Here is a 16,111-nt window from a genome sequence, read left to right on the forward strand (position 1 = left end):
ATGGAACTGGCAGCGATTACTCTGGAAAACACGGTTCCTAATCAGGAATTATCGCGACGGATACGAGATTTCCATAAAAAAAAGGGGCAGCCCCTCGCCATTCGGTTTAGCGAGGAACTGACCCATATCATTTTGGAAGCACCCTGCCTCTACGTTCCTGCTCCACAGCAGCTAGATGACAAAGCCATCGTGGACGGACAAGTACGAAAAAGTGCTGATTACTTTGAAATTCATCCGAAAAGCAAGGGCAAAACGATCAACCTGCATCTGGACTCCGAGCTGGTAGCAGAATTGGAAATGATTCGATCGCGCGTAAGCAGCAAAACCCAGTCAGAGGTCATTCGGGAGCTGTTTATCCGCGGTATGCGCTCCTATCTGAGAGAGGAGGAAGAAACATAGTCTGTCAGGAAGGCTCTCCGGCACTCACGCCATTTGTGTTGTCGTCAGCTCGTATTCGTAGCTGCTCCGATACAACTGGACAATCTCTTCGTGCGTGGGCACGAGCGGATTGTTTGCAGGACTTCCACTCGCGAGCGCATCCGCTGCCATTTTGGGCAATGCAGCTTCAAATGCTTCTTTATCGATTCCCCACTTCTTCAGGTTGGGGATGTGCAGTCGTTTGCACAGCTGCTTCATCTCTACGATAGTATTCTCAGCCGCTTCTGAGACAGATTGGCTTTTCCACTCGGGATGCAGCATATGTCCGATGCTTGCTAGTTTTTCGATGGCACTCTCTTTTGTATAATTCAGCACGACGGGCAGCAGCATTGCATTGGAGATGCCATGCGGTACGTGAAAGAGCGCACCAATGGGTCGGGACATTCCGTGAACCAACGTAACAGAAGCATTTGAAAAGGCTGCGCCAGCCAGCATGGAGCCCAGCGCGACCTTTTCTCTGGCCTCCATGTCCTGCCCATCCTGATAGCTGCGCAGCAAATGGCGGATGATCAGCTCCATAGCCTTGAGCGCGAGCATATCAGTCACGGGCTGAGACTTGCGGGAAAGATAAGCCTCAACCGCGTGGCACAGGGCATCAATCCCCGTAGCGGCTGTCACAGCTGGTGGGCACGATAAGGTCAAAACAGGATCGACGATGGCGACGACAGGTAAAAGCTCTGGCTGTGATATCATCATCTTTACTTGCGTCTTTGTATTGATGATCACCGTGACTTTGGTCACTTCCGAACCTGTTCCTGCTGTTGTCGGGCATGCGATCAGCGGGAGAGGCTTTGCGGAAAATGGTTTCTGTCCTCCCATATAATCCCCGATGTACCCTTCGTTCGTCGCCATGCATGCAACTGCTTTTGCTGTGTCGATGCAGCTCCCTCCCCCGACAGCCACAATCACGTCACAGCCTTCCTGCTGGCAGACCGCGAGTGCTTCCTCCACATGGATGTCGGTCGGCTCTGTTTCAATTCCCGTATAGGTGGCGTAGGCCAAGCCCTGTTCCGCTACATACGTCTCGCAAAGGGCCACATTTCCCACTTTCTCCATGATCGGATCACTGATGATCAATACCTTTGCTCCCAGCTGTGCTGCCTGTATGCCGACCTGTGAAAACGAGTCTCGACCGTAGATGATTTTTCCTGGCATCAGCAGCTGATAATATCCCTCGAACAAAAGCCCCACCTCACTTTTGGCATGATTGGTATCCTTTCCTTTTCTCGCGAGATCTCCGAAATGCCTTCTGTATTTATAAAATATTGCGAATTTCATTTCTATTCCGCCAATCAATCCTTATAGAGCACACTTTCTGGAAAAAAACCGAGTAAAAGAACGGGAGCTTCGGTCATACTAACACTACTTATTGCGGCTTCTCACCAGGAGGTTGACAGAATGACTCTCACCGAAGAACAAAAACAGTCCAGACGCATCACGGCAAATATTTTCAAGGGCTCGCTGGGTAACCTTATCGAGTGGTATGACTGGTACGTCTATTCTGCCTTCGCCGTCTACTTTTCGGAGGAGTTTTTCCCAAAAGGCGATCCGACCAGCCAGTTGCTCAATACTGCGGCTATTTTTGCGGTAGGCTTCCTTATGCGTCCAATCGGCAGCCTTCTTATGGGGCAATACGCGGACAGGCGAGGGAGAAGAGCAGCGTTGACACTTTCCATCACGGTTATGGCCGGCGGCTCGCTCATCATCGCCGTGACGCCGAGCTATGCCACCATCGGCATGCTCTCCCCAATCATCCTCGTACTGGCCCGCTTGCTGCAGGGGCTCTCTTTGGGGGGCGAATACGGCACATCTGCTACTTATTTGTCGGAAATGGCTAGCAGCGGGCGCCGTGGATTTTACTCAAGCTTCCAATACGTTACATTGGTAGCTGGTCAAATGGTTGCGCTTGGCGTGCAAATCATTCTCCAGCTCATGCTAAGTGAAGAGGCGATGATTTCATGGGGGTGGCGAATTCCTTTTGTGATCGGTGCCACGGGAGCATTAGTTGTGCTATGGCTGCGCCGTTCCATGGACGAGTCCGAGCAATTTACCAAAATGGGGTCCGAAAGCAAGAAAAAAGCGGGTACACTTCAAGCACTCATGCAATATCCCAAAGCTGTGTTCACGGTCGTAGGGCTGACGCTTGGCGGGACTGTTGCTTTCTACACGTACACGACTTACCTGCAGAAATTCATGGTCAATACAGTCGGACTCGACAAAAAAGCCGTGAGTTGGATCAACTTTATCGCCCTGCTCATTTTTGCCCTGATTCAGCCGCTCGCAGGCTCACTCTCAGACCGGATCGGAAGACGCCCTTTGCTGCTTAGCTTTGGTATTTTCGGAACCCTGCTCACGGTTCCGCTGTTTCTCCTGATGGAAGGCGCGCACAATTCCATCGTTGCCTTCCTGCTCATGCTCTTGGGGCTGATCATCATAACAGGCTATACCTCGATAAACGCCGTCGTGAAGGCAGAGCTCTTTCCTACTGAAATTCGTGCGCTGGGTGTGGGCTTCCCCTATTCGCTCACCGTCGCCATCTTTGGTGGGACAGCCGAGTTTGTTGCGCTTTGGCTGAAAAGCATCGGGATCGAGTCACTCTTTTATTATTACGTGTCCCTCTGCATTTTCATTAGTCTCATTGCGTATTGGCGCATGGGGGAGTCTTCGAAAACCTCCAGAATCGAAGCAGAGCTGAAGCACGGCAAGTCTTGAACGCAGGCCGCACTCAGACGTACAAAAAAGCCAATCCGTTCACACAGCAGCTGTGGATCGGATTGGCTTTTGGATGGAAAGATTTACGCCTGGAAAATCTGATGGATTCGCTCGATTTCTTCTGCGGTTAAATGAACATCCAGCGTCTTCAACGTATTGGTGACTTGCTCCGGCTTTTTCGCCCCTGGAATCAAGGCATCGATCCCATCGACAGTCAAATACCAAGCGAGGACGACATGTGCGACTTCCGCGCCTTTGGCATTCGCGATTTCCCTGACTTGCTCGACCTTCTCCAGGTTACGGGCAAACGGCTCCCCTTGGAACATCGGATTGCGGCTTCTGCCATCGACGAAGGTGGTATCTCTCGTATATTTTCCTCCCAGCAAGCCTGCAGCCAGAGGGAAATAAGGGACAAAGGAGATTCCTTTATCTACGCAATAAGGCAAGATTTCCTTTTCGACCTCACGCTTGAACAGGTTGTACTCGGATTGAAGAACGTCCACATAGCCATCTGCATTTGCTTGCCGCAGCTGGTCGATCGTAAAGTTGGATACGCCGATTGCACGGATTTTCCCCGCTTCTTTCAGCTTCGCCAATGCGCCAACCGCTTCGTCTTTTGGCGTGGTTTCATCTGGAAAATGTATGTAGTACAGATCGATATAGTCCGTCTGCAGACGACGCAGACTGTTTTCCACACTCTCCTGCAAGAACACTGGAGAATTATCTACGACAACTTTGCCGTCTACGAATTTATGCGCACCCTTCGTCGCGATGACGACATCTTGACGGTTGCCTTTTTCTTTGATGACCTCGCCAATCAGTTCCTCCGAGCGACCTGGCCCGTAAATAAAAGCCGTATCGAGAAATTGAATTCCGTTTTCAAAAGCTGCTCGAACGACCTCTCTGCCTGTCTCATCACTGAGGTTCGGATAAATATTGTGGCCACCTACCGCATTCGTTCCCAGTCCAATTGGGTTGACGTACAAATCCGTTTTCCCGATTCGTGTTTTTTGGGTCATGATAACGATCCGCTCCTTTGGCTTTTCCGATTTGTTCGTCTTATTCTGATTGTACAGATGGGAGAAGTGAGTAATTTATCAAGAAAATTATACCAGTTTCCAAATAGAGTGTCTAATTCTCGGGTGTATGCTCACATTAGAAGATCCGTTGCTAGAAGATCCGTTGCTAATCGGTTTTAGTGCTTCCGCATCCGACCTCCTCGGGAATTCCATTCACGTACATGTCCTTGGCTGCCGCGTATGGTTTCACGCCGAGAATATGCATTTCTTCCAATCCTTCGACGGACAGGACTGCGATTTTTTTTGGCTTCTCAGGTACCTGATACTCCTTGCCCAAGTAAGTAATCGGTTTGCTGGCAGACGCACTCGATGAAGGCGCAGCTGCTTCGCTCTTTCCGTTTGTTTGATTCCGTCCATTGCTCTCCGCCTGGCTGCCGCAGTCCGTTGCCATGAGAGAGAACAACAATAGGAGTGTGGCGATTCCACCTGCTATCTTCTTCCCTGTAATCTTCCTCTCGCTCAAAGGTCTTTCTGCCGTAAATGATAATCATTATCGACTGAAATGATAGCATACGCCTCGAATACCCATCCATGATAAAAAGTGACCTTCGATTTATGAAAATATGATGCCTCCGAAAATTGCCTCATCCAACGGAAAAAAGCCTGGCAAATGCCAAGCTTCCTCTTGATTCTTTTCCTTTATCCTGTGAGCTGCTCCATCACTTTCCCCAAACTGACTCTGTCGTATCGATCTTTTGTTCCAGCAGCCGCTTTGCGAGTGCGATCTTTTCGTCAAAACGCCCCAGCCATTCCTTCGCTTTCCCAACAGCATTGACAAGCTCGGCGATCAGTATAAATTGATCCCGCCAGCTTAGCGATGACAAGGAGATCGCTACGGTCGGGGCAATCCTTCTCAGCTCGTTTAGATCCTCATAGGAGTCGTAGCACAGGACCAAATCAGGCGATGCCTTCGCGATCAGCTTGTTGTAATGAAAAGTGAGGAGATCCACTGTCTGGACGTCTGCTCCCTCTAGCTGGCTGCGAAAATGCCGCTGGATAAATGGATTGATCTTTGCGATGATCGGAGTGACACCCAAAGCGAGCAAGCAGCCTGTGTAATTCGCATACACATGGAAGGAAAGCTCGTAAAAGCTGCACCCTTGCTGAGTATCACTGCTCGTATAGAGGAGTTCCGTGCCTGGATTGCAAAAGAATACCTTTCCGCTTTGATCCAGTGCATAGCGCTTTTCCCCGATACGCCATTCTCCCTTTCCACCGATCGTGACCAGGATGGCCTGGCAATCAAACGTCCTTTATTCCAATAGATCAGAAGGACGGAATTTCACGATATCGATTTACTCCAAGGGAAACATCTGTTGGTCGAGCATAGCAGTAACCCTCTTTCACTTGCATCGGCAGTCTCTCGTTCTCGCCCTAGGCTTTCTCTAAAGGACGCCCTCCAGACTCGCTCCTTTGGCAAATAGACGCTCGATATTTTTTTCTACGGTCGGATCAGGAATCAACGGCGGCGCATGGTGCGGCTTCATCCGAGCATCGATGATCATGTTGTCGCACGCCCAGTGCTTGTTCTCATAGTAGCTGTTTACCCCGTGAATATCGTGGGAAGGGTTGCTGCGCGTAAATGTCGCCCACAAAAAATTGTTGAGATTCGCGGAGAGAAACGCACTATCATCGCAGAGGACGATCATCGGGCAAGTGGGCAGTCCGCCGCGTTCCCTGATCGCATCGCTCAGCTCGTTCATTTCCCGTGCTACTTGCTCGTGGCTGGTAAAGCTTGGACCCTGGATGGCGACGATCCCCGGCATCACGAGGCGAGGAGCGGTATACGAACGCAAATCCTTCAGGGCTTCTGGTACGTCCGTGCACAAATCTCTGCATTTATCCCCATAGGCGGCGATGACTACCTTGGAGCCACTGTTCAGGCCAGTTCCCGAATAATCGAGCGTATCGATCGTTGTATTCGTTTGGAAGTGAATATCCCGGTGCAGATCCAAGCGTTCCAGGATGTACGTCAGAAACTCCTCTTCGCGATGGGTATCCAAAGGCTGCTTGTCTTCTGCGGTAATGAACAAATACTTGGCCAAACTCAGCTGACCCGTCCCCAAAATTCGGTTGGCAATCGTCAGCAGCTCCGTTGGCTGTTTGACCTGCTGGTAAGGCGTGTACCGTTCGCTGCCAATGGCAAAAAGCAGCGGATGTACGCCGGCCGCATCCACAGCATGGACCTCTTTGACCCCTGGAATCTCTTTCACGATGGCATCCCCAGTCAGTTCGTGAATGAGCGCGCCAAACGACGTATCTTCCTGTGGAGGACGCCCTACCACGGTAAATGGGAAAATAGCGTTCGGCTTGGCATATACTTTTTTCACTTTCATGACCGGAAACGGATGCGTCAGACTGTAGTACCCCAAGTGATCGCCAAATGGCCCCTCTGGCTTCGTATCTCCAGCGTGAATCTCCCCGGTAATGACGAAGTCCGCATCGTTGCTGATGCAGTAGCCGTCGATGTAGCTGTACTGAAAACGTCGTCCTGCCAGCATGCCCGCAAACGTCAGCTCACTCATGCCTTCTGGCAGTGGCATGACGGCGGACAGCGTGTGTGCAGGAGGCCCCCCGATAAAGCAGCTGACTTTGAGAGGCTCTCCCCGCTTGTTGGCCTTGTCCTGATGGATGCCAATCCCGCGGTGAATCTGGTAGTGCAGCCCGATTTCCTTATTCAGCTCGTAGTCATTACCGCTCAGCTGTACGCGATACATCCCGAGATTGGAATTCATGATGCCCGGCTTGTCTGGGTCTTCCGAGTATACTTGAGGCAACGTCACGAACGCTCCCCCGTCCATCGGCCAGCTTTGGATAAAAGGGAGGTCAGTAATTTGAATCTCATGGGTGGATACGGGTTGGCTATTCGATTGCTTTGCCGGGAGTGCTTTCCACGCCGCCAGTCCGCTTCCGATATGTTTAAAAGGATTCTTTAAGGCTTTCATCGGGTCGTTGCGCAGAGCGATGACGTTTTCGACAGCCCTCCACGTATCTCTGAAAATGAACTTGCTGCGTTCGATGGTTCCAAACAGGTTGGACGCTGCTCGAAACTTCGATCCTTTTACGTTTTCAAACAACAAGGCCGGTCCATTTGCTTCATATGCTTTCAAGTGAATCGCAGCCATCTCCAGGTAAGGATCCACTTCTTCTCGAATGCGTACCAAGTGTCCATTCTTTTCCAAATCAACTAGGCAATCTTCTAAATTCCGATACATCAACAATATTCTCCATTCGCTAGAAGGTTGGTTGATAACAGCGTTCCCTTATCTATCATACATCATGAGACAGGTGTATCGCCTGTTGTTTTTGCTTTTTTCCAATCCGAGAAGGGAATGATCGACGAAGCTCTCGTAAAGCGTTTGATCGCAGGACAATTCCCCCAGTGGGCGGACCTTCCACTCGCTTCCGTACAGTCAGGAGGAACCGACAATGTCATCTTCCGGCTCGGAGAACACATGTCAGTCCGAATTCCTCGCGTAGACTGGGCCATCGGACAGGTCGAAAAAGAACACAAATGGCTGCCTTCCATGGCCTCCATGCTCCCACTCCCCATACCGACACCAATAGCGATGGGAATGCCAGCCCTGGACTATCCATGGAGATGGTCTGTAAATCGCTGGCTCGAAGGGGATAACGCCGTGAATGAACCCATCGGGGATCTTCCACACGCTGCACATTCCATGGCCTCCTTTCTCAGAACGCTCCAGCAATTCCCTTCCACAGAAGGACCGGCACCTGGCCCTCACAATTCAGGGCGTGGGGAGCCGCTTATGCTTCGTGATGCAGCCGTACGAAAAGCAATCGAAGCTCTGCACGATGTATTTGATAGAACAGAAGCAACCGAAGCGTGGGAAGCCTCCCTTCATGCTCCGAAATGGGAGGGAGAGCCTGTCTGGCTGCACGGCGATCTCCATCCGGGAAATCTGTTGGTACAAAATAACCGTCTGAGCGCTGTCATTGACTTTGGCCTCTTGGGAGTAGGCGATCCTGCATGTGACTGTATGTGCGCTTGGACCGTCTTAAACGATCAATCCCGACCAGCTTTTCGCGAGGGTTTAGCCGTTGACGATGTGACCTGGCTACGCGGGAGCGGTTGGGCCCTTTCGTTTGGACTCACGGCGCTCGCTTACTATCGCCATACGAATCCCGTTCTGTCGGACATTTCCAGACGTACGATCGAGGAAGTACTCACTGATCACCGAGGGAATCACATCTGAAGGGAGAACCGGGCGATCCAACAGGCAAAAAAAAGCATCTTCTGGGGAATCATTGGGCCGAATGGCGCCTTTGATCCGCAAAAGATGCTTTTTGCTTATTCTTATTTATACTCACCCAGCAAATAGTTGTAGAACGGCTGGTCTACCCAGAACTGATAGGTCTCCACGGTAAGCTTGCTGTCCAGCTTCTTAAAGCCTTCCACTACTTTCGCCGATTGGTCATTCAGCGAGAACGACTGCACGATATAGCGGCCCTCTTTCAAAAGGTTATTGGTAATGACAGGATAGTCTGCCAGCTCTGTACGAGAGTGGTAGAGTGGCTGCCACCAGGAGCCTTTGATCAGACCTGTTTGATCCTCAGCATCTTTCTTCGCATATTGCAAAATTAGAGGCTGGAAGCGTTTTTTGTCTTCGACGCTCGCAAATTCGAAGCTAAGGTCGTATTCTTTCGCGTAGGCGATGTAGTTGCCATTTTCAATTTGGACCACTTGGTAATCATCTGTTTGAACAGGCTCTCCCCACTCTTTCAGATAGATGAATGCCGAAGTCTTTGGCTCGAACTGGACTTTTGCATCGATGCCTTCGCTTTTCAAAAGGCCGATCAATTGAATAGCATGGCTAAGATCGCTGTGACCATAGGTAATGGTCCTCGCTGGATCAAAGTGCGGGTCAAACGCTGCATCCTTCAAATTGTAGCCCGTTACGAGGTTTTGTTTGAGAGCCGTATCCACGACTTCCTGCAGCTCTCCTGCCTTCAGGATTTGGGATTCGTGCCATGCTTGAGCCAATTTACCGTATATCCCGTCTTCGCTGATCGTACCGAGGTAGTTTTTATAATGACCGCCGAGCTCCGATACCTTTCCAAGCAATTGATAGGCAAGATCCGCTGAAACGGCACCGGTCACTTTACTGGCGCTCAGCTGACTTGCTGAAACGATGCCTGTATCCAATGCTACAGCAATGCCCTGAGCGGTCTTTTGCGAGAGGGTTCCTCCCTTTGCATAGGAAATGCCTGCTTTTTTCAAGGCTGCCGCTACCTTCTGTTCGCTGTATGTAAGAGCCAGCTCTTTCAAATCAGCTGCTTGGATTGTCGCACTGATCGCTTCGCCCAAAAGCAACGGCGTCGATCCTGCGGACAAGAAACCTTTGGCAGCTGCCTCTTTTTCCGTTATACTGGTAATGCTTGCCACAACTTTGGCCAATGCGGTTCCGTACTGGTCACGCGTCACATTTCCTGTAAGCTGGATTCCGTATTGTTGCTTTACATAGCTGCTAAACTCTACATTCGCGCTAGACGCTTGCTGTACAGAAAGTGTTACAGGTGCAGCAGCAGCGGTTGTCTGTTCGGCAGCACTTGCAAATTGTGGCAGAACCAAAGTCGCCAGCAGTGCAGCAGATGCGGAAAGCTGCAGCATTTTTTTCGATTGAATCATAGAAGTTCCTCCTCTTGCTCTCTCTGTAAGATACAAAAACCAATTATTCCGATATTGATACTCGGTTATTTCATATTGTTTAAAAATACCATCTTTCACCTAGCATTGTCAAGGTATAAAAAAGCAGCCCGCTGAGCGATCAGTCCAAGCTGCTTTTTTCATTACGCGCTATGTCCCCCGGCTCGCGAGACTTGTCAAAAAGACTTTCCCTTTGGTTATTTTTGCATATTCGACAGCATGAATAGCATTTGCTACATCTGCTAAGTCGTAGAGCGAATCCACCTTCATCAAACGACTGCAATCAATCGAAAGCAAAATGCCTTTGATAACTGAGCGAAAATTCGCCCAATTGAAGAACCATAGGCATTGACCAATAAAACATCGTCCGAACGTAATTTTAAAACTTCTGTACAAATCACCAAAGCCGTAATTGGATTTATATACATCTGCGAAGCTGTAAAATCATCTATTGTATCAGGTATAGCAACTGCAAATTTAGCGGATGTCTTCACAAATTCTTGCCATGTACCCTCCCCACGCAATGGTAAAACACGTTTCCCAATGAGATTTGGAGGAGCTAAACGCCCTGCATCTTCTACAATTCCTACCCCTTCATAACCTGGGATATTGGGTAAAGAAATCCGATGAGCATAAGACCCTCTTATCGGTATTAGGTCAGAAGGGTTAAAAAAACTATGCCTTGAAAGAAAGAGGACACATTTTTGTGTCCTCTTTCGGATTATTGTATATATCACTTCTCGGTCAATTCCGACCATTTGTTCGTTTTCACTGGAGGCGTGTAATCCCGCATTTTATCCAACAAAACAGCAGGATCGCTCTCGCACAAGATCAGCTCGCCTTGCATTACAGGAATGAATCCTGCAGCCGTCGCATGGTTCACCATTTCCATCAGAGGTGTGTAATAGCCGTCTACGTTCAACAGTCCGATCGGTTTTGTATGGATGCCGATTTGACCCCAGCTCACTACTTCAAAAATTTCCTCGAATGTCCCGTATCCGCCTGGCAATGCAATAAAGCCGTCAGAGAGATCATTCATCATGGCTTTTCTCTCGTGCATTGTAGTTACTTCATGCAGCTCGGTTAATCCAGTGTGCACGATTTCACCACGGAAAAGTCCTGTCGGCATGATCCCGATCGCTTTTCCTCCACCCGCCAGTACGGAGTTGGCTACTCTCCCCATCAGTCCCATATTGGACCCGCCATACACCAAGTCAAGCTCGCGTGCGACCAGCTCTCTGCCCAGCTCTTGTGCAATTTGTTCGAAAGCAGGATTGACTCCTGGATTGGAGCCTGCGAATACACAAATACGTTTCATGATATCCTCCCGAGACTTGGTTGATGTGAATGTTATTTGCCACAATAGTTAGTGTATCGCATCATTTTTTACCACGCCATAAAAAGAATGACAGAAACAAACAGAAAAAAGCAGGTAGATGATCAACATGGCTGAAATCGCCTGTCGATATTACCTGCTTTTCAAAACTGGTGCCACTCTTTTATTCTAGCGTATCAAACGCCTCTCTCATTACCTGTGCGATGAAGTCAATATCATCACTGGTCGTGCTAAACGGCGGCGAGAGCGTAAGCACATTATTGAAGCCAGGGATGGTATCTCCGTTTCGTCCGATAATCAGCCCGCGTTTTTTGCATTCGGCAATGACCTGTGTCAGCTTGGCCGGTGCGGCAGGCTCCTTCGTTTTACGGTCTTCTACCATCTCAATACCCATCAGGAACCCAAAGCTGCGAATATCCCCTACATAAGGATGCTCGGCCAGGAAAGCTAGCTTGGTGCGCAGCTCTTCTCCAAGCTCTTTGGAGCGCTCAACCAGCTGTTCTTCCTCCATCAACTCGAGGTTTTTCAGGGCAAGCGCACAAGCTGCAGGGTTGCCGCCAAACGTATTCACGTGGCGGAAGTGCAGGTTGGTTCCTTGCTCGTTGAATTTATCGGCGATAGAGGCACGTACCGCAGTCGCTGACAACGGCAGATAGGCGCTGGTGATCCCTTTCGCCATCGTCACGATGTCCGGCTTGACGCCGAAATTTTGGTGACCAAAACGCTCACCGGATCGACCGAAGCCACAAATGACTTCATCCACAATCATCAGTACCCCGTACTTGTCGCAAATCTCGCGAACCTTTGGCATGTACTCAGGAGCAGGTACGATGACTCCGCCTCCGGTAATGGTCGGCTCCATAATTACCGCCGCTACCGACTTCTCCCCTTCCCAGTTGATGACCTGATCGAAAAACTGGGCGCATTCCATATTGCACTTGCCGTACGACTTGCCTGCCGGACAGCGGTAGCAATACGGCGGAGGGACATGCAGGAAGCCTGGCGCCAACGGTTCGTACTTCTCTTTGCGAATGGATTGGCCTGTTGCTGCCAGTGCACCCATCGTGTTTCCGTGATACGCACGGTGGCGGGAAATGAATTTGTATCGGCCCGGCTCCCCGTTTTGGTGATGGAATTGGCGGGCAATTTTAAAGGCGACTTCGTTGGCTTCCGAGCCACTGTTGGAGAAAAAGACGCGGTACTCTTCCCCCAGCCATTCACTGACTTTTTCCGCCAGACGAATCGCCGGCACATGGCTTTGCGTCAACGGAAAATACGCCAGCTGCTTCAGCTGTTCATACGCCGCATCGGCGAGCTCCTGGCGGCCATACCCGATGTTTACGCACCACAGACCGGACATCCCGTCCAGATAGCGGTTCCCGTCAATGTCCGTGATCCACGAGCCGCTCGCTTCGGTCACGATCATTGGATTGGGGTTGTACGGAGACATATGATGCCACATATGAGAACGGTCTGCATCCAGCAGGCTTTCTTTGTCAAAGGATTTCGTCAGCTGATCCTCCATCTCAGATTCCTCCTTATTTCACGAACACTTTTTGCGATCCGATGCTGGTATCTCCATCCTCAAACCAGCGTGATGTCACTGTCTTTTTCTTTGTATAGAACAACACGCCGTCCTTCCCGTTTGCATGCAAATCTCCGTAGAACGACTGCTTCCAGCCAGAGAAAGCAAAGAAGCCCATTGGTGCTGGCACACCTACGTTCACACCGACCATCCCCGCTTCTACCCGCTGTACGAACTCCCGACCCCATTTCCCGTTGTTCGTATAAATAGTTGCCCCATTGCCAAAGCGGGAGCGGCTAATCGTCTCCAGGCCATCCTCGAAATCCTTCACGCGCATGACGCTCAGAACCGGCGCGAAGATTTCGTCCCGTACGATGACCATTTCCGCATTTGCCTTGTCAAAAATCGTTGGGCCGAGGAAGTAGCCATCTGGATGTGCTTTTGCATCCTCGCGTCCGTCACGAACCAGGTCGGCACCAGCAGCTACGCCTTTTTCGATGTAATCATGGACTTTGGACAGATGGGAGTCGCGGATGACTGGCCCCAGGTCAACTCCTTCTTCCAGACCGTTCCCCATGCTCAGTGCATTGGATTCCTCGATCAAGTGGGAGATGAGCTGATCCGCGACCTCTTCCACAACAACTACGGCACTCGCCGCCATGCACCGCTCTCCAGCACATCCAAACGCAGAGCTGGCAATCGTTTTCGCAGCACGGCGCAGATCCGTATCTGGCATGACGAGGTGGTGGTTTTTCGCCCCTGCCAAAGCCTGTACGCGCTTGCCATTGGCAGCGGCCGTCTTGTACACGTATTCTGCTACCGGCTGGGAGCCTACGAATGAAATTGCTTTTACATCTGGATGGTCCAGCAAGCCGTTCACGACATCATGCGCTCCGTTGACGACGTTGAACACTCCGTCTGGCAGCCCTGCTTCCTTTAACAGCTCGGCGATGCGGACACTGGAGATCGGAGTACGCTCCGAAGGCTTCAGGACAAACGTATTGCCCGCAGCAATCGCGATCGGGAACATCCACATGGGAACCATCATCGGGAAATTGAACGGGGTGATCCCTGCGACGACGCCCAAAGGAAAGCGGAGGACTTGCCCATCGATTTGGTTTGCGATGTTCGGCAGCGTCTCTCCCATCAAGAGCGTAGGCATTCCACATGCGAACTCTACCATTTCGATGCCGCGCAAAATTTCCGCTTGTGCTTCCGGAAAATTCTTTCCGTTTTCTTTCGTAATCATTTCGGCAAGCTCATCCTGATGCTGAAACAAGAGATTTTGAAAACGGAACATCACCCGCGCCCGATCTACAACAGGAGTCGCGCTCCACCCGACAAAAGCTGCTTTCGCTGCTTGAACGGCCAGATCTACGTCTTCCCTGGTAGAAAGCGGTACGCGCGATAACAGTTCGCCCGTTGCTGGATTCGGAATATCTTCATAGCGACTCGTCTGGGATTCGACCCATTCTCCTCCGATGTAGTTTTTTAATGGATTGCCGACAGTTGTTGTGCTCATCCGCTCAACTCCTCCACGTTCGTTCATTGTTTGACAATTCCATTTTATCCAAAAACAATGCCTGTCATCACTAGACAAAACGACAATCATTGATTAGTCTGAATCATACAGAATGTCAAATTCAAAAAAATGAGAGCCCACCTATTTTCATGCAGACACGTGAGGAGGGATTTTATGAGCAATGACTGGCGCTTAACTGTTGCGGAATCGATCAGACGTCCCTTGTTCAAACACGCGGAGGTGGTGGCTGGCAGGAGAGGGCTAGCACGCCCGATACGCTGGGTCCACGTCATCGAGTCTGCAGATTCCTGCCAATATTTAAACGGAGGAGAACTGATCCTCGCGACTGGCCTTGGTTTTGGCGGTGAGCGGGAAAAGCGGTTGGCTTACTTGTCCGAGCTGATTCGCAGGAAAGCAGTCGGCTTGTGCATGGAGCTCGGAGATTACATCCCGCAGATTCCCCAAGACATGCTGGAACTGGCTAATCACCACGAGTTTCCGCTCATCGTCTTTCATCAGCCGGTCCGTTTTGTCGATATTACCCAGGACCTGCACGAGCATTTGGTCAACCGCCAAATGCAGGCATTGCGCGATCTGGAGACTTACTCCCGCAGCCTTCAACAGATCAGCCTGCAAACGCAGGGGATCCCCAGAGTTTTGCAGCATTTTCAGACGGCAGTCCAAACACAGGTGTTTTTCTATACACCAGAGAGCACTCCTCTCTACGTTCCTCCCCTCCCTCAAAGCGTCCAATCCGAACTCACGGAGCTGCTGCGTACACACTTTGGACAAAGGGAGGAACCGATCACGACAGCAGGCTCCTTTGCCCTGACCGATACGAAGCAAATAATTTATCACCCGGTGATGGCGATGGGTCACTTGCTAGCTTACGTAGGACTTGTTCTCTTTGAACGTCAATCCGATGAGTACCTGCTTCTGACCTTAGACAGTACGGTCAGCACACTCGCTCAAATCATGATGCGCAAAATGTTTGTAGAGGAACAGGCTTTGGCCTCTGAAAATCGCCTGTTCGATGATTTAATTGCCAACCGACCAGTCCCGGAAGAATGGATGCGATCTGTGATGGGTCTTCCCATGACTGGCAAGCCTCCTTCGTATCACACCCTGCTGCTCTCTTTCCAAAGAAGCCCAGGAGATCATCCCGATGCGCAGCCACCCCACGACTTGACAGCTGTATTTCGCTCTGCCCTGACCCGCCTAGGCTTCCGCCCTTTTGTTCGCTGTACGGGACAACGGTTTACCTTTCTCCTCGTCGAAAAACAGTCAGTGACAGATTCACGGCGTTTCCTGAAAAAGGTAATGAAAGAGCTGACACGCATCACGAAGCAAATGCTCGGAGCAGATACCCATATCTGGTTTGGCATAGGACGGACCGGAAAAAAACTGGCGGATGCAGGCAAGCATCTGGCAGAGGCAGAACAAGCACTCGCTTTCCAAAATGAAGCACAAAGCCCGTTTTTCGCAGACCTTGGCCTATTTCGCCTGCTTTTCCACATCCCGCACGAGCCTGTGCTGCAAAGCTTCATTCATGATTACCTCGAGCCGCTCCTCGTACATGATCGGGAGCATGGATCACAGCTGGTGCACACCTTGCGCGTCTATCTGGATACCAATCTGTCCAAGCAAGAGGCAGCGGAGAAGCTATACATCCACAGACAAACGCTGTACCATCGACTCGACAAAATCGCAGAATGCCTCGGGGAAGATTACATGCTCCCCCACCGGCGATTGTGTTTGGAAATTGCCTTGCGGGCGCTTGATTGGCTGAAAAGTACGGAACAGGTTACAGTGCCTTCTCAGCAATAAGGAA

Annotated in this window: 13 protein-coding genes and 1 pseudogene; 4 read left to right on the forward strand and 10 right to left on the reverse strand. The window is 50.6% G+C overall.

All coding sequences use genetic code 11. The annotated features are described in order from the left end of the window. Window positions 1-399, forward strand: coding sequence for a hypothetical protein (locus EDM55_RS00725; RefSeq protein WP_092266834.1), 399 nt, complete (start codon window positions 1-3; stop codon window positions 397-399). 24 nt (window positions 400-423) lie between these two features. Here EDM55_RS00725 and EDM55_RS00730 read toward each other — a convergent pair whose 3' ends face one another. Further along, on the reverse strand, window positions 424-1,593 hold the full coding sequence (locus tag EDM55_RS00730) for an iron-containing alcohol dehydrogenase (protein ID WP_122959572.1): 1,170 nt from the start codon (window positions 1,591-1,593) through the stop codon (window positions 424-426). Between the two features lie 243 nt (window positions 1,594-1,836). On the opposite strand from EDM55_RS00730, the gene EDM55_RS00735 reads away from it, so the two are divergent. Further along, a complete protein-coding gene (locus EDM55_RS00735) occupies window positions 1,837-3,150 on the forward strand; it encodes an MFS transporter (protein WP_092266833.1) in 1,314 nt (437 codons plus the stop codon). Between the two features lie 83 nt (window positions 3,151-3,233). Here the strand turns inward: EDM55_RS00735 and EDM55_RS00740 are convergent, their stop codons facing one another. From EDM55_RS00740 to EDM55_RS00755, 4 genes are all read right to left on the reverse strand, one after another. Further along, window positions 3,234-4,169 (reverse strand): aldo/keto reductase, encoded by a 936-nt coding sequence (locus tag EDM55_RS00740; protein ID WP_092266832.1) that lies wholly within the window; start codon window positions 4,167-4,169, stop codon window positions 3,234-3,236. Window positions 4,170-4,335: 166 nt separating this feature from the next. Beyond that, window positions 4,336-4,692: an ABC transporter substrate-binding protein gene (locus tag EDM55_RS00745; RefSeq protein ID WP_141295116.1), complete on the reverse strand. Its 357-nt coding sequence runs from the start codon at window positions 4,690-4,692 to the stop codon at window positions 4,336-4,338. A gap of 196 nt (window positions 4,693-4,888) precedes the next feature. After that, complete coding sequence (locus tag EDM55_RS00750; RefSeq protein ID WP_170184290.1) at window positions 4,889-5,299, reverse strand: ABC transporter substrate-binding protein; 411 nt, start codon at window positions 5,297-5,299, stop codon at window positions 4,889-4,891. Window positions 5,300-5,614: 315 nt separating this feature from the next. Continuing rightward, window positions 5,615-7,444, reverse strand: coding sequence for a UbiD family decarboxylase (locus EDM55_RS00755; protein ID WP_092266829.1), 1,830 nt, complete (start codon window positions 7,442-7,444; stop codon window positions 5,615-5,617). A 117-nt stretch (window positions 7,445-7,561) separates the two neighbouring features. Between EDM55_RS00755 and EDM55_RS00760 the strand changes: the two genes are divergently transcribed. Then, entirely contained in the window at window positions 7,562-8,446 is an 885-nt protein-coding gene (locus EDM55_RS00760; protein ID WP_092266828.1) for an aminoglycoside phosphotransferase family protein, read from the forward strand. A gap of 101 nt (window positions 8,447-8,547) precedes the next feature. Here EDM55_RS00760 and EDM55_RS00765 read toward each other — a convergent pair whose 3' ends face one another. From EDM55_RS00765 to EDM55_RS00785, 5 genes and pseudogenes are all read right to left on the reverse strand, one after another. After that, window positions 8,548-9,879 carry a hypothetical protein gene (locus EDM55_RS00765; protein ID WP_122959401.1) on the reverse strand — a complete coding sequence of 444 codons (1,332 nt, stop codon included), beginning with the start codon at window positions 9,877-9,879 and terminating at the stop codon, window positions 8,548-8,550. A 293-nt stretch (window positions 9,880-10,172) separates the two neighbouring features. Then, window positions 10,173-10,565 (reverse strand): annotated as a pseudogene (locus EDM55_RS00770) (alcohol dehydrogenase catalytic domain-containing protein); the annotation flags it as partial. A 65-nt stretch (window positions 10,566-10,630) separates the two neighbouring features. Beyond that, the gene (locus EDM55_RS00775; protein ID WP_092266826.1) at window positions 10,631-11,215 is read right to left on the reverse strand and encodes an LOG family protein; all 585 of its coding nucleotides are present in this window, start codon (window positions 11,213-11,215) and stop codon (window positions 10,631-10,633) included. A 181-nt stretch (window positions 11,216-11,396) separates the two neighbouring features. Continuing rightward, window positions 11,397-12,758: an aspartate aminotransferase family protein gene (locus EDM55_RS00780; RefSeq protein WP_122959402.1), complete on the reverse strand. Its 1,362-nt coding sequence runs from the start codon at window positions 12,756-12,758 to the stop codon at window positions 11,397-11,399. Window positions 12,759-12,771: 13 nt separating this feature from the next. Beyond that, window positions 12,772-14,280: a CoA-acylating methylmalonate-semialdehyde dehydrogenase gene (locus tag EDM55_RS00785; RefSeq protein ID WP_092266824.1), complete on the reverse strand. Its 1,509-nt coding sequence runs from the start codon at window positions 14,278-14,280 to the stop codon at window positions 12,772-12,774. Window positions 14,281-14,454: 174 nt separating this feature from the next. On the opposite strand from EDM55_RS00785, the gene EDM55_RS00790 reads away from it, so the two are divergent. Next, on the forward strand, window positions 14,455-16,107 hold the full coding sequence (locus EDM55_RS00790) for a PucR family transcriptional regulator (RefSeq protein WP_122959403.1): 1,653 nt from the start codon (window positions 14,455-14,457) through the stop codon (window positions 16,105-16,107). The last annotated feature ends 4 nt before the right edge of the window (window positions 16,108-16,111 follow it).

Origin of the sequence: Brevibacillus centrosporus, from assembly GCF_003710815.1 — a bacterium.
GTDB lineage: Bacteria > Bacillota > Bacilli > Brevibacillales > Brevibacillaceae > Brevibacillus > Brevibacillus centrosporus.

Excerpts from the sequence above, each read along its gene's own strand:
- EDM55_RS00725 (WP_092266834.1), top strand. The coding sequence starts at position 1 with ATGGAACTGGCAGCGATTACTCTGGAAAACACGGTTCCTAATCAGGAA.
- EDM55_RS00730 (WP_122959572.1), bottom strand. The coding sequence starts at position 1,593 with ATGCCAGGAAAAATCATCTACGGTCGAGACTCGTTTTCACAGGTCGGC.
- EDM55_RS00735 (WP_092266833.1), top strand. The coding sequence starts at position 1,837 with ATGACTCTCACCGAAGAACAAAAACAGTCCAGACGCATCACGGCAAAT.
- EDM55_RS00740 (WP_092266832.1), bottom strand. The coding sequence starts at position 4,169 with ATGACCCAAAAAACACGAATCGGGAAAACGGATTTGTACGTCAACCCA.
- EDM55_RS00755 (WP_092266829.1), bottom strand. The coding sequence starts at position 7,444 with ATGTATCGGAATTTAGAAGATTGCCTAGTTGATTTGGAAAAGAATGGA.
- EDM55_RS00760 (WP_092266828.1), top strand. The coding sequence starts at position 7,562 with ATGATCGACGAAGCTCTCGTAAAGCGTTTGATCGCAGGACAATTCCCC.
- EDM55_RS00765 (WP_122959401.1), bottom strand. The coding sequence starts at position 9,879 with ATGATTCAATCGAAAAAAATGCTGCAGCTTTCCGCATCTGCTGCACTG.
- EDM55_RS00775 (WP_092266826.1), bottom strand. The coding sequence starts at position 11,215 with ATGAAACGTATTTGTGTATTCGCAGGCTCCAATCCAGGAGTCAATCCT.
- EDM55_RS00780 (WP_122959402.1), bottom strand. The coding sequence starts at position 12,758 with ATGGAGGATCAGCTGACGAAATCCTTTGACAAAGAAAGCCTGCTGGAT.
- EDM55_RS00785 (WP_092266824.1), bottom strand. The coding sequence starts at position 14,280 with ATGAGCACAACAACTGTCGGCAATCCATTAAAAAACTACATCGGAGGA.
- EDM55_RS00790 (WP_122959403.1), top strand. The coding sequence starts at position 14,455 with ATGAGCAATGACTGGCGCTTAACTGTTGCGGAATCGATCAGACGTCCC.